Genomic DNA, 12,805 nt, shown 5'->3' on the forward strand with positions numbered 1-12,805 from the left:
TGATGTCCTCTTCGCCGATGTTCAGAAGACCGACCGACGGCCGTTCCTTGCGCTCGGAGACACCGGCCAGGGCCGCGCCCATGATGCCGAACTGGAGCAGGTGCTCGGCGCTGCAGTCGACGTTGGCACCCAGATCGAGCACGTACGAACGGCCGTGCTGGTTGGGCAACGTCGTGGCGATGGCGGGCCGGTCGATCCCGGGCAGGGTCTTGAGGACGAAGCGGGACACCGCCATCAAGGCGCCGGTATTGCCCGCCGACACCCCGGCGTCGGCCTCGCCGCGCTTGACCAGGTTCGCCACCACGCGCATGGACGAATCCTTTTTCACCCGCAGGGCGACCGACAACGGGTCGTCCATGGTGACCACCTCGGAAGCGTGGTGGATGCGCAGGCGGTTGTGGGTCTTGGCCTTGCGGGTCAGCAACTCGGCCAGCAGGAGGTCTTCCAAGCCCACCAGGATGATGTTGACGCCGTCGATCCGGGCAAGCACGTCGAGGGCGGCCTGAACGGTGACATGGGGGCCATGATCGCCGCCCATGGCATCGATTGCGATGGTGACTTCGCGCATGTATGCCATACCCGCCCCGCAGGGCGGGCATCGCCGCAATGTCGATTAGGAGTTGTCAGCCTTGGTGTTGACCACTTTGCGGCCGCGGTAGTAACCGCTCGGGCTGACGTGGTGGCGCAGGTGCACCTCGCCGGTGGTCGGTTCCACGGCGGTCGGCGGGTTGGTCAGGAAGTCGTGGGCACGATGCATACCGCGCTTGGACGGGGACTTCTTATTCTGTTGAACAGCCATTTGTTGCTCCTTGCAAAAATCGTCAAACCCGAGCCTGTCCACATTCGCCCTCGGCATGCCGGGGCGCCACGGGCAGGCTCAGCAATATCTCGTCTTCCACCAGCGTCAGCACATCCAGTACCGGATCCGCGACCAGGGCATCGAGCAGCGGGTCTTCCCGCTCCCAGAGCGCCAGTTGCGCCTCGTCGCGGGCAAGCGGAAACACCCGCTCGATCCGCAACTCCTGCCGATAGGGCTCCAGGCAACGCTGACAAAGCAGCATGACGGCCGTATCCACATCCAGCGTGAGCACCGGCCGACCGGCCCGCAGGCCGCCACGCAGTCGATAACGCGCCGAACCCTGGTCCGAAACCAGGACATCGGCCAGGCGATCGAGATCGGCGAGGCGAACCTCGCCCGACATCTCTTCACCGGCACGCGCGAAGCGCATGGAATCCAACGTCGGTCGTGCAGACATAAGCAGGCAATGATATGCTGTTGCGCTTTCCATGTCAAAGCCAACCCGGCGTCGGCAACGGGCCACGCGCCCCGCCACGGCGACAAGCGCGCCAACTCCGGATAGACTACGACGCTCGACGGAAGCCCCCCTGGGCGCAGGGGAGTCGGCATCCGGCCACCCACAACTCGTTTTGCCATGATCAAGAAGATACTTGTCGCCAATCGCGGTGAGATCGCGGTCCGGATCATTCGCGCCTGTCGCGAACTCGGTATTCGTTCCGTCGCCATCTACACCGACGCGGATCGTCACGCCTTGCACGTCAAGAAGGCGGATGAAGCCTACAACATCGGTTCCGATCCCGTGGTGGGCTATCTGAACGCCCACAACATCGTCAACCTGGCGGTTGCGTCCGGTTGCGACGCCCTCCATCCGGGCTACGGCTTCCTGTCGGAAAATCCGGTCCTGGCCGAGGTGTGCGGACGCCGGGGCATCAAGTTCATCGGCCCTTCCCCCGCCGTCATCCGCCAGATGGGCGACAAGATCCAGGCCCGCCAGGCCATGATCAAGGCCGGCATCCCGGTCACGCCCGGTTCCGACCACAACCTGGAGGACGTCGAGGAGGCGCGCGCCCTGGCCAACAAGATCGGCTACCCGGTCATGCTCAAGGCCACCAACGGCGGCGGCGGCCGCGGCATCCGCCGGTGCGATTCCGAGGACGACCTGCTGAAGAACTACGAACGCGTCGTGTCCGAGGCCAGCAAGGCCTTCGGCAAGCCCGAGGTGTTCATCGAGAAGTGCGTGGTCAACCCCAAGCACATCGAGGTGCAGGTGATCGGCGACAGCCACGGCAACTGCATCCACCTGTTCGAGCGCGACTGCTCGATCCAACGCCGCAACCAGAAGCTCATCGAGATCGCCCCCTCGCCGCAACTGAGCGAGGCCCAGCGCGAATACATCGGCAAGCTGGCCGTGCGCGCCGCCAAGGCGGTCGGCTACGTCAACGCCGGCACCGTGGAGTTCCTGCTCGACCACGACAACCAGTTCTACTTCATGGAGATGAACACCCGGTTGCAGGTCGAACACTGCGTCACCGAGACCATCACCGGCATCGACATCGTCCAGGAGCAGATCCGCATCGCCGACGGCCAGCCGCTGCAATACAAGCAGGACGAGATCCACCACCGCGGCTATGCCATGGAGTTCCGGATCAACGCCGAGGACCCCCAGAACGGCTTCCTGCCCAGCTTCGGCCGCATCACCCGCTACTACGCCCCGGGCGGCCCGGGCGTGCGCGTCGACGGCGCCATGTACACCGGCTACACCATCCCGCCCTACTACGACTCCATGTGCGCCAAGCTGATCGTCTGGGCGCTCGACTGGCACAGCGTCGTGGAGCGCGGTCTGCGCTCGCTCGACGATATGCTGGTGTACGGCGTCAAGACGACCATCCCCTATTACAAGGAGATCCTGCGCAACGACGAATTCCGCTCCGGTCGTTTCAACACCGGCTTCGTCGAGGCCCATCCGGAACTCATCAACTATCACGTGCGCCGGCCACCCGAGCTGACCGCGGCCGCCATCGCGGCCGCCCTGGCGGCGCACCTCGGCATGTAAATCAGGAAGTCCAGACAACATGGCTAAAGTACACGTCACCGATCTCGTCCTGCGCGACGGCCATCAATCCCTCATCGCCACCCGCATGCGGACAGACGACATGCTGCCGATCTGCGGCAAGCTCGACCAGGTCGGTTTCTGGTCGCTGGAGGCCTGGGGCGGCGCCACCTTCGACTCCTGCGTGCGCTTCCTCAAGGAAGACCCCTGGGAACGCCTGAAGCGCCTGCGCCGGGCCCTGCCGAACACGCGCATCCAGATGCTCCTGCGCGGCCAGAACCTGCTCGGCTACCGCCACTACGCGGACGACGTGGTGCGCGCCTTCGTGCACAAGGCGGCCGACAACGGCGTCGACGTGTTCCGCGTCTTCGACGCCATGAACGACATCCGCAACATGCAGGTCGCCATCGACGCCGTGAAGAAGTCCGGCAAGCACGCCCAGGGCGCGATCTCCTACACCGTCAGCCCGGTGCACGACATCGCCTACTTCGTCGAGATGGCCAAGCAACTGACCGACATGGGCGTCGACTCCATCGCCATCAAGGACATGGCCGGCCTGCTCACGCCCTACGCGGCCTATGAGCTGGTCAAGGCCATCAAGGCCGTCACCCGCCTGCCCGTGAACACCCACAGCCATGCCACGGCGGGTCTTTCGGCCATGGTGCACATGAAGGCCGTGGAAGCCGGTGCCGACATCGTCGACGGCTGCAACTCCGCCTTCTCCGAGGGCGCCAGCCACGCCACCACCGAGAGCCTGGTGGCCGCCCTGCAGGGCACCGAATACGACACCGGCCTCGACCTCGGCAGGCTGCAGGAGATCGCCGCCTACTTCCGCGAGGTGCGCAAGAAGTACTGGCAGTTCGAGATGGACTCCCACCTCGTCGACACCCGCATCCTGACCTCCCAGGTGCCCGGCGGCATGATTTCCAACCTGGCCAACCAGCTCAAGGAACAGGGCGCCCTCAACCGCATGGACGACGTGATGCTGGAGATCCCGCGCGTGCGCGAGGACCTCGGCTATCCCCCGCTGGTCACCCCCACGTCCCAGATCGTCGGCACCCAGGCGGTGCTCAACGTCCTCACCGGGGGCCGCTACAAGTCGGTCACCAACGAGGTCAAGGGCTACCTGCTCGGCCGCTACGGCAAGGCCCCCGGCCTGGTCAACGATGAGGTGCGCAAGCTCGCCGTGGGCAACCAGGAAGTCATCACCTGCCGGCCGGCCGACCTGATGAGCGACGAACTGGACAAGTTGCGCGGTGAGATCGAGGGCCTGGCCAAGAGCGACGAGGACGTCCTCACCTACGCCATGTTCCCGGACCTCGGCCGCACCTTCCTGCAGGAACGCGCCGCCGGCAGCCTCAGCCCGGAACCGCTGCTGCCGCCGGAGGCCAAGGAGGCCGCCGCCTGCCCGGCCGTGTTCGCGCCAAACGAGTTCAACATCACCCTGCACGGCGAGACCTACCACATCCGCGTCACCGGCACCGGCCGCGGCGACGACAGCGAGCGTCCCTTCTACGTCCACGTCGACGGCATCTCCGAGGAGGTGCTGGTCGAGACCCTGGACGAGATCGAGGTGACGGCCGGTGGCGCCAGCGCCGGCACCCGGAAGAACAGCGGCAAGGGTGCCGCCCCGGCCGCCGGCAAGCGGCCGCGGCCCAGCCACGCCGGCCACATCACCACCGCCATGCCGGGCACCATCGTCGACGTCAAGGTCAAGGTCGGCGACAAGGTCAAGGCCGGCGACGGCGTCCTCATCATCGAGGCCATGAAGATGGAGAACGAGGTCCAGTCGGCGGTCTCCGGGACGGTGGTCGCCGTGTTCGTGGCCAAGGGCGACGCCGTCACGCCGGATCAGGTCCTGGTCGAGATTCAGCCCGAGTGAAGCTGGTCCTCGCCTCCACCTCGCCCTACCGGCGCGAACTGCTGGGCCGGCTCGGGGTGCCCTTCGAGGTCGCCGCGCCGGATGTCGACGAGACCCCGCTGCCCGGCGAGTCGCCGGACGACACCGCCCAGCGCCTCTCCGTGCTGAAGGCGCGCGCCGTGGCGGAGCACTTCCCCGATGCCCTGGTGATCGGCTCGGATCAGGTCGCCCTCCTCGAGGGCCGCCAACTGGGCAAGCCGGGCAGCCACGACAAGGCGGTCGAACAGCTGCGCGCCATGCGCGGCAAGGCCCTGGAGTTCCACACCGCGCTGACCGTGCTGAACGCCCGTACCGGTTCCGTGCAGACCGCCAACGTGCCGGTGCGCCTGGTCATGCGCGACTACAGCGACGCCCAGATCGAGGCCTACCTGGACAAGGACCAGCCCTACAACTGCTGCGGCAGCGCCCGCAGCGAGAGCCTGGGCATCGCCCTGATCGCCCGCTACGAGACCGAGGACCCGAACGCCCTGGTCGGCCTGCCCCTGATCAAGCTGACCGAGATGCTGGCCAACGAAGGCCTGGACGTACTGACCTACGGCGGGGCCTGAGCGGTGGCCAGCACGGCCGCACCCGTCCCGGGCACCCTGTACCTGATCCCGACCCCGCTCGGCGATGCACCGCTCGCCGCCGTCCTGCCCGAGGAGACCCGACGCATCGCCGCCGGCTTGCGTCATTTCGTGGTCGAACAGGCGAAGACGGCACGCGCCTTCCTCAAGCAGGTCGGTACCGCCCTGCCCCTGCAACAACTGGAACTGGCCGAGCTGAACGAGCACACCCGCGCCAGTGGCCTGGACGCCCTGCTCGCCCCGCTGCTGGCCGGCCACGACGTCGGCCTGCTCTCGGAGGCCGGCTGTCCGGCGGTCGCCGATCCCGGCGCCGATCTGGTTCGCCTGGCGCACCGCCACGGCATCCGGGTCCGGCCCCTGGTCGGGCCGTCCGCCATCCTGCTCGCGCTCATGGCCTCCGGCCTGGTCGGCCAGCGCTTCGCCTTCCACGGCTACCTGCCGGCCAAGCCGGAGGAACGCCTCAAGGCCATCAAGGACCTGGAGCAGCGGGCCGGCCGCGAAGACGCCGCCCAGGTATTCATCGAGACGCCCTACCGCAACAACGCCATGGTCGAGGCGATCGGCCAGGCCTGTCGGCCCGACACCCTGGTCACGCTGGCCTGCGACCTCAGCCTGGCCAGCGAACTGGTGCAGACCCGGCCGGCGGCCGACTGGCGCCGGGCGCCCCCCGACCTGCACAAGCGCCCCTGCGTCTTCCTGATCTGGCGGAGCTGACCGGTGCGCATCGAGGAACTACGCCGACGCCTGCGCGCGCTCGGCGCCAAGCCGGGTCACGAGCATCGCTTCCTGTCCGCCTGGGCGCAGCGGCGTTCCCTGGACAAGCGCCACAGCCGGGCCGAGGACTACCTTCCCCTGGCTTTGCGCGATGCCCTGCCCGGCTTGCTCGGCGAACTGGCCGGGCTCGCCCGCCTGAAGTCCGAGCATCCCGGCGCCGACGGCTCGGCGCGCCTCTTGGTCGAACTCGCCGACGGCCAGATGGTGGAAAGCGTCCTACTGCCGCGCGACGGCCTGTGTGTCTCCAGCCAGGTCGGTTGCGCGGTCGCCTGCCGGTTCTGCATGACCGGCCAGGCAGGCCTGCTGCGCCAGCTCGGCAGCGCCGAGATCGTCGCCCAGGTGGTACTCGGCCGCGCCCTGCGGCCGGTCCGCAAGGTGGTGTTCATGGGCATGGGCGAACCGGCCCACAACCTCGACAACGTCCTCGAGGCAATCGACCTGCTCGGCAGCGAGGGCGGCCTGGCCCACAAGAACCTGGTCTTTTCGACGGTCGGCGACCGGCGCGTCTTCGAGCGCCTGCCGCTCGGCCGCGTGAAGCCGGCCCTGGCCCTGTCGCTGCATACCACCGACGCCGACCTGCGCGCCCGCCTGCTGCCCAAGGCACCACGGATCGAGCCGGCCGAACTGGTCGAACTGGCCGAGACCTATGCCCGCGCCACCGGCTATCCGATCCAGTACCAGTGGACCCTGCTGGAGGGGGTCAACGACAGCGACCGGGAAGTCGCCAACATCGCACGCCTGCTGAAGGGCAAGTACGCGATGATGAACTTCATCCCCTACAACAGCGTCGACGGCCTCGACTTCCGGCGCCCGAGCCCGGCCCGCGTCGAGGCCCTGGCGCGCGCCCTGCAGCGCCAGGGCGTCCTGACCAAGCTGCGCGACTCGGCCGGACAGGACGTCGAAGGCGGCTGCGGCCAGCTGCGCGCGCGCGCCGTCACGCTGCGCCGGCAGGCGGCGCCGTAACCACCCGGTTGCGGCCCCGTTCCTTGGCCAGATAGAGGGCCTGGTCGGCCCGGATGAGGACGCAGTCTGGGGTGTTGTCCGCCGCGGACATGAGCGAGATGCCGATGCTGACCGTCACCGGGACGATCTGGCCGCCGTGCTGCAGGGGCGTCGTCTCGATGGCCTGGCGCAGCCGCTCGGCCATGGTGCGGGCACCGGCGAGGTCGGTCCCCGGCAGGAGCACGGAAAATTCCTCGCCGCCGATGCGGCCGACCACGTCGATGTTGCGGCGACCTTCGCGCAACAGGCCGGCGATGTGGCGCAGCAGGAGATCGCCGACCGAATGGCCGTAGCTGTCGTTCACCCGCTTGAAGTGGTCGACATCGAGCATCAGCACCGATGTGGTCGTGGTGACGTTGCGTCGCAGCAGGGTCAGCTGTTCGCTCAGGCAGGCCATGTAGTGGCGCCGGTTGGCGAGGTTGGTCAGGTAGTCGGTGGTGGCGAGTTCGCGCAGCTCGGCCTCCATGCGCTTGAGCTCGGTGACGTCGCGTGCCGCGGCGAATACCCCTTCCACCTTGCCGCGCTGGTTGCGGTAGACCGAGGCGTTGTACAGCACCTCGGTGATCCCGCCGTCGACGTGCCGGATGGCCAGCGGATAGTCGGTCACACTGCCCTGCGAGAATACCCGCTGATAGCCGACCCGCGCCCGCTCCGGCTCGGTGAAGTAGTCGCAGAAGTCGCTGCCGATCAGTTCCGCCCGGCCGCGTCCGGTGACCGTCTCGGTAGCCTGGTTGACGTCGGTGATGCGGCCGCGCGAGTCGATGGTCACCAGGGGATCCAGGCTGGCCTCGATCAGGCTGCGCACGTACATCGACGCCCGGCGCAGGGTTTCCTCCTGGCTCTTGGCCTCCGTGATGTCGCTCTTGACCGCCACGTAGTGGCTGACCCGGCCGTCCGGCCGGCGTATCGGCCCGATGATCGCCCGCTCGACATAGTCGCTGCCGTCCTTGCGCCGGTTGCAGAACTCCCCGCTCCATACCTCGCCGCGGCCCAGGCTGCCCCAGAGGTCGATGAAGGTCTGGCGCGGCGTCCGGCCGGAATGCAGGATGCGCGGGTTGCGGCCGATGACCTCGCCGCGGCTGTAGCCGGTCACCGTGACGAACGCCTCGTTGACGTACTCGATGTCGCCCGCGAGGCTGGTGATGACGATGCTTTCCGGGCTCTGTTCCACCGCCGTGGCCAACTGGCGCAACTGGGTCCCGGCCTGCTCGCGCTCGGTGACGTCGATGCCCATGCAGGCGACCAGCGTACCGCTGTCGTCGCCGGGAATCGGAAAGGCGGTGGACTCGATCCAGCGTTGCCGGCCATGGCGATCCCGGGCCAGGCATTGCATCGGCCCGATCGCCTTGCCGGTCCGGGCCACCTCGCGCAACACCTCGGTAAAGCGGGCCGCCTCCTCCGCGGACAGGATCAACTGGTCCAGGGTCTTGTTCAGGACCTCGGCGGCCGCCCAGCCATAGGTGAGTTCGGAGGCGTGATTCCAATACTGGATCCGGCCGCCAGCGTCGAACCACTGCACGGCGACGGTCGGGGTGAGCTCCAGGGTGGCCTTCAGACGCGCCTCGGCCCGCCTGAGCTTGTCTTCCGCCAACTGCCGCGCCGCCACTTCCGCCTGGATGTCGGTACGTACGCGTTCCAGCAACCTGGACTGGCTGATGACGCCGGACACGGCGCCGCGGTCGTCGACCACCGGCAGGTAGCCGAGCCGGTTGACCGCAAGCTGGTCGATGACGGCCGCGACCTCGGCGCCCGGTGCGATCGGGGTCATGTCGCCCCGCATGGCATCGGCCAGCGTCAGGGTGCCCTCCCGTTCCTGGCGCGCCAACGCCAGGGGCGCCTGGTGATCGGTGAACAGCCCGACCGGCCGGCCGGCCTCGGCGGCGACGACGCAGCCGCGCTTCTCGCGGACCATGCGGTCGACGGCGTCCTTGATCGGTGTCGTCGGCGCCAGGGTCGGCACATCCGGCTCGACCAGGCCGTCGAGTCGGGTGACACCCTTGCGCAGCTCCGTGGCCAGCGGGGCGATGAAGTCGCATTCCGCCGCCACGCCGGCGACGCCGGCCGCCTCGTCCGTGACGATCAGATGGCGCAGACGGCTCAGGCAGAGCTGGACGTAGCCGGACTTGAGGCCGAGGCTGGCCGGAACGGTGATGGCCGGCGTGCTCATGCTGTCGCCGACCGGCCTGGACCGATCGGCGCCGTGGCGCAGGATACGGATGAGATCGCGTTCGGTGAACATCCCGACCGGGCGCTCGCCGCGCAGTACCACGACATGGGCGGCCTGCCGGTCCTTCAGGGTATCGATCATGCCCGCCAGGCTGGAATCGGCTTGCACGGAAATCACGTGACGGTCCATCACGTCCGACAAATGCAGCGCGTCTTGCGAATTCATAACCAACAGCCCCGGTCCCCTTGCTCGGGAGCAGTCCGGGCGGACACTTCCAGGCAAATATTGCTAGGTACTTCTACTTGTTCGCTTATGTTCTCACGATAGCCCAGGGCAAGCCCGCCGGTGACCCCGAATCGCCGCTCGCCGCGTACACAAACGTACCAAATGCGCCATAATCAAATGCAACCAACTTGCACATTCGAGAAATGGCTAGCCAGGCTGAACTGCTTATCCGCCCGCATGGGCGAGCCACCCCGGCGCGGCGGCGCGTCCTCGAGGTACTGCTCGGGGCCGCCCATGCCATGAGCCACGCTGAGATCGAAGCCGAACTGGAGACCGATGTCTGTCCGGACCGCGTCACCCTCTACCGGGTGCTCGACTGGCTGGTCTCGAAACGCCTAGCCCACAAGATCGCCGGCGACGACCGGGCCTGGCGCTTCAATGCCGTCGCCGCAGACGGTCACGGCCATGCCCATTTCCATTGCACCCGGTGCGGGCAGGTCTATTGCCTGAGCGAGCTGCAGCCCGCCTTCGCCTTCAGCCTGCCGCCGGGTTATCGTTTCGACAGCGCCGAGCTGACCATCCAGGGGCTCTGTCCGCGCTGTTCCGAGGCGGCATGAGCAAGCGCGTTGCGTCCGGTCCGGGCTTTGCCTAATATGCAACCCAGTTGCATTACACCGAATCCTAGATGACCCTGATCAACATCCTGCTCGCCACCCTGGCCGGGGGCGTGCTGTCGGTACTCGCGGCGGCGACGCTGTCCCTGACGCTGCTCAAGGACATCGCCCACAAGCTGGTCGGCTTCTCGGTCGGCATCCTGCTCGCCATCGCCTTCCTGGACCTCCTGCCGGAGGCCGCCGAGGCACTCGAGCCGCACCAGCTCGGCACCATGGTGCTGGCCGGCATCCTGGTCTTCTTCGCCCTGGAGAAGACCGCCCTGTGGCGCCATGACCACCATGAGGACAGCGACCACGTCTGCCATTCCAACCATGCCGCCGGCCCGCTGATCGTGCTCGGCGACGGCCTGCACAATTTCGTCGACGGCGTCCTCCTCGCCGCCGCCTTCCTGCAGGACCCGGCCCTGGGCTGGGCCACGACGATCGCGGTGATCTCCCATGAGGTGCCGCAGGAGGTCGGCGACTTCATGGTCCTGCTCGGCGCCGGCTACAGCCGCGCCAAGGCGCTCTGGCTCAACGTGCTGTCGAGCCTGACCTCGGTCCTCGGCGGCATCCTCGGCTGGCTGACCCTGAGCGGCACCACCGGCGCGATCCCGTACATCCTGGCCCTCGCCGCGGCGAGCTTCATCTACATCGCCGTCGCCGACCTGGTACCGGAGCTGCACAAGCACCGCAAGCCGTCCGACTTCGTCATCCAGTTCAGCCTGATGGCCGCCGGCATCGGCGTCGTGCTGTTGAACTCCCACGGCCACTGACGATCAACCGGACTCCGTCCCAGGCAACCGCCGCGCCATGACCGCCTACCGCCCGAGCCCGCTGTCCCGCCGCGCCACGCGCGCGCGGCCGGCCCTTGCCGTGCTGCGTCACCTGGCCTTGGCCCTGTTCTTGGTGCTCGGCCAGGTCGGCATCGTCGCCCATGCGGTCGGCCATCTCGCCGAACACCACGGCGACCATGGGCCGGGCGGCGAACCGCCCTGTGCGCAATGTCTGGCCTATGCCCACATGGGGGCCGCCCTGCCCTCGGCCAGCCCACCGCCACCGGCCGTCGTGCCCGAGGCCCGTCCCGACCCCGTGCTGCCGCGCCTGGCCGGTTCCCGCTGGCAACCCGTCTACCTCAGCCGCGCCCCGCCGACTCCCGCCCGATCCGTCTGATCCGCCCGGCGGCACACCCTGCCGCCCGCCGTCGCCGCACCCGGCCGCGACGGCCCAGCCATCATCGGGATGAGGAGTCACCCACATGCAACGCACCTTGCTCGCGGCCGCCGCCGTGGCCGCCCTGTCCGCGTCCGTGCCGGCCCATGCCGCCGACGATCCGGAGATCGCCCGCCTGCGGGCGGAATTCCAGGCCCAACTGGATGCCCTGCGCAACAACTACGAGGACCGCCTGAAGGCCTTGGAGGACAAGCTCGCCGCCACCTCCGGCAAGGCCGACTCGGCCATGGCGGCGGCCGAACAGGCGGGCCAGGCCGGCCAGGCCAGCGGCGGCCAGGCCGCCTTCAATCCGGAGATTTCCCTGATCCTGCAGGGCAAGTACGCCGCCCGCCAGGACGGCGACCGCCGCCCCACCGGCTTTCTCCAGGATGCCGACATCGAGCCGGCCGAGCGCGGCTTCAGCCTGGGCGAATCGGAACTGATCATGAGCGCCGACATCGACCCGTATTTCCGCGGCCTGGCCAACTTCGTGGTCGGCGACGGCGAGGTGGACGTCGAGGAGGCCTGGTTCCAGACCCTCGGCCTGGGCCACGGCCTGACCCTGAAGGGCGGCCGCTTCATCTCCGGCATCGGCTACCAGAACGAGCAGCACCCGCACGCCTGGGACTTCGCCGACAACAACCTGATGTACCAGGTCCTGTTCGGCGAGCACTACGTCCAGGATGGCCTGCAGCTTAAGTGGCTGGCGCCCACGGACACCTTCCTGGAACTCGGCATGGAGGCGGGCCGCGGCGCCAGTTTCCCGGGTTCCGGCGACGGCGGCGACCGGAATGGCGCCGGCGCCTGGGCGCTCTACGGGCACGTCGGCGGTGACGTCGGCGATTCCTCGTCCTGGCGCGCCGGCCTGTCCTGGCTGGGGGCCCGGCCGAAGAACCGCGACAGCGTGCTCCTGGACGCCAACGCGGTCGACGCGGAAACCGCCTTCAGCGGCACGTCGCGCACCTGGATCGCCGACTTCGTCTGGAAATGGGCGCCGGACGGCAACCCGCACGAACGCAACTTCAAGCTCCAGGCCGAGTATTTCCGGCGCACCGAGACGGGCCAGCTGGCCTGCGCCGACAACCTGGCCGATGGCGGGGCCTGCGACGGCAGCACGGGCGCCTATCGTGGCCGCCAGTCCGGCTGGTACGCCCAGGGCATCTACCAATTCATGCCGAGCTGGCGCGTCGGCCTGCGCTACGACCGCCTGAGCAACGACAGCCTGGACTACGGCGCCAATGCCGGGATGCTCCCGGAGCCCGGCTACAGCCCGTACAAGTGGAGCCTGATGGCGGACTACATGCCGAGCGAGTTCTCCCTGCTGCGTCTGCAGTTCGCCCGCAACCATGCCGCCGAGGACGACCCGGACAACCGCGAAATCACCCTGCAGTACGTCTACAGCCTGGGGCCGCACGGCGCCCACAAATTCTGATCCG

At 68.2% G+C, this 12,805-nt stretch carries 13 protein-coding genes; 9 read left to right on the top strand and 4 right to left on the bottom strand.

Annotation, left to right across the window (positions count from 1 at the left end):
- From EZJ19_RS06535 to EZJ19_RS06545, 3 genes are all read right to left on the bottom strand, one after another.
- The coding region (locus tag EZJ19_RS06535; protein ID WP_420813109.1) for a phosphate acyltransferase at nucleotides 1–568 on the bottom strand (568 nt) is incomplete at its 3' end.
- Nucleotides 569–613: 45 nt separating this feature from the next.
- Entirely contained in the window at nucleotides 614–799 is a 186-nt protein-coding gene (gene rpmF / locus EZJ19_RS06540) for a 50S ribosomal protein L32 (protein ID WP_131445803.1), read from the bottom strand.
- A gap of 22 nt (nucleotides 800–821) precedes the next feature.
- Entirely contained in the window at nucleotides 822–1,229 is a 408-nt protein-coding gene (locus EZJ19_RS06545; protein WP_165873494.1) for a YceD family protein, read from the bottom strand.
- 204 nt (nucleotides 1,230–1,433) lie between these two features.
- On the opposite strand from EZJ19_RS06545, the gene EZJ19_RS06550 reads away from it, so the two are divergent.
- The 5 genes from EZJ19_RS06550 to EZJ19_RS06570 are packed head-to-tail and all read left to right on the top strand — an operon-like array spanning nucleotide 1,434 to nucleotide 7,073.
- A complete protein-coding gene (locus EZJ19_RS06550; protein WP_131445808.1) occupies nucleotides 1,434–2,852 on the top strand; it encodes an acetyl-CoA carboxylase biotin carboxylase subunit in 1,419 nt (472 codons plus the stop codon).
- A 19-nt stretch (nucleotides 2,853–2,871) separates the two neighbouring features.
- A complete protein-coding gene (gene oadA, locus EZJ19_RS06555) occupies nucleotides 2,872–4,731 on the top strand; it encodes a sodium-extruding oxaloacetate decarboxylase subunit alpha (protein ID WP_131445811.1) in 1,860 nt (619 codons plus the stop codon).
- Nucleotides 4,728–5,318, top strand: coding sequence for a Maf family nucleotide pyrophosphatase (locus tag EZJ19_RS06560; protein ID WP_131445814.1), 591 nt, complete (start codon nucleotides 4,728–4,730; stop codon nucleotides 5,316–5,318). Before oadA ends, EZJ19_RS06560 begins: the two co-directional genes overlap by 4 nt.
- Nucleotides 5,319–5,321: 3 nt before the next feature.
- Nucleotides 5,322–6,050, top strand: a complete 729-nt coding sequence (locus EZJ19_RS06565) for an SAM-dependent methyltransferase (protein WP_131445817.1) — start codon at nucleotides 5,322–5,324, stop codon at nucleotides 6,048–6,050.
- Nucleotides 6,051–6,053: 3 nt separating this feature from the next.
- A complete protein-coding gene (locus tag EZJ19_RS06570) occupies nucleotides 6,054–7,073 on the top strand; it encodes an RNA methyltransferase (protein ID WP_131445820.1) in 1,020 nt (339 codons plus the stop codon).
- Here EZJ19_RS06570 and EZJ19_RS06575 read toward each other — a convergent pair.
- Entirely contained in the window at nucleotides 7,045–9,504 is a 2,460-nt protein-coding gene (locus EZJ19_RS06575) for a PAS domain S-box protein (RefSeq protein ID WP_131445823.1), read from the bottom strand. The genes EZJ19_RS06570 and EZJ19_RS06575 overlap by 29 nt on opposite strands.
- 203 nt (nucleotides 9,505–9,707) lie before the next feature.
- Between EZJ19_RS06575 and EZJ19_RS06580 the strand changes: the two genes are divergently transcribed.
- From EZJ19_RS06580 to EZJ19_RS06595, 4 genes are all read left to right on the top strand, one after another.
- Complete coding sequence (locus tag EZJ19_RS06580; protein WP_131445826.1) at nucleotides 9,708–10,121, top strand: Fur family transcriptional regulator; 414 nt, start codon at nucleotides 9,708–9,710, stop codon at nucleotides 10,119–10,121.
- Nucleotides 10,122–10,189: 68 nt separating this feature from the next.
- The gene (locus EZJ19_RS06585; protein WP_131445829.1) at nucleotides 10,190–10,933 is read left to right on the top strand and encodes a ZIP family metal transporter; all 744 of its coding nucleotides are present in this window, start codon (nucleotides 10,190–10,192) and stop codon (nucleotides 10,931–10,933) included.
- A 37-nt stretch (nucleotides 10,934–10,970) separates the two neighbouring features.
- The gene (locus tag EZJ19_RS06590; RefSeq protein WP_131445832.1) at nucleotides 10,971–11,330 is read left to right on the top strand and encodes a hypothetical protein; all 360 of its coding nucleotides are present in this window, start codon (nucleotides 10,971–10,973) and stop codon (nucleotides 11,328–11,330) included.
- Between the two features lie 85 nt (nucleotides 11,331–11,415).
- Nucleotides 11,416–12,801 (top strand): TonB-dependent receptor, encoded by a 1,386-nt coding sequence (locus tag EZJ19_RS06595; protein ID WP_131445834.1) that lies wholly within the window; start codon nucleotides 11,416–11,418, stop codon nucleotides 12,799–12,801.
- Nucleotides 12,802–12,805 lie beyond the last annotated feature (4 nt).

The sequence above is a fragment of the Parasulfuritortus cantonensis genome (assembly GCF_004337445.1).
GTDB classification, from domain to species: domain Bacteria; phylum Pseudomonadota; class Gammaproteobacteria; order Burkholderiales; family Thiobacillaceae; genus Parasulfuritortus; species Parasulfuritortus cantonensis.

Coding starts and splice junctions, on each gene's coding strand:
- EZJ19_RS06595 (WP_131445834.1), top strand. CDS start 11,416: ATGCAACGCACCTTGCTCGCGGCCGCCGCCGTGGCCGCCCTGTCCGCG.
- EZJ19_RS06550 (WP_131445808.1), top strand. CDS start 1,434: ATGATCAAGAAGATACTTGTCGCCAATCGCGGTGAGATCGCGGTCCGG.
- EZJ19_RS06545 (WP_165873494.1), bottom strand. CDS start 1,229: ATGCGCTTCGCGCGTGCCGGTGAAGAGATGTCGGGCGAGGTTCGCCTC.
- EZJ19_RS06580 (WP_131445826.1), top strand. CDS start 9,708: ATGGCTAGCCAGGCTGAACTGCTTATCCGCCCGCATGGGCGAGCCACC.
- oadA (WP_131445811.1), top strand. CDS start 2,872: ATGGCTAAAGTACACGTCACCGATCTCGTCCTGCGCGACGGCCATCAA.
- EZJ19_RS06575 (WP_131445823.1), bottom strand. CDS start 9,504: ATGAATTCGCAAGACGCGCTGCATTTGTCGGACGTGATGGACCGTCAC.
- rpmF (WP_131445803.1), bottom strand. CDS start 799: ATGGCTGTTCAACAGAATAAGAAGTCCCCGTCCAAGCGCGGTATGCAT.
- EZJ19_RS06590 (WP_131445832.1), top strand. CDS start 10,971: ATGACCGCCTACCGCCCGAGCCCGCTGTCCCGCCGCGCCACGCGCGCG.
- EZJ19_RS06585 (WP_131445829.1), top strand. CDS start 10,190: ATGACCCTGATCAACATCCTGCTCGCCACCCTGGCCGGGGGCGTGCTG.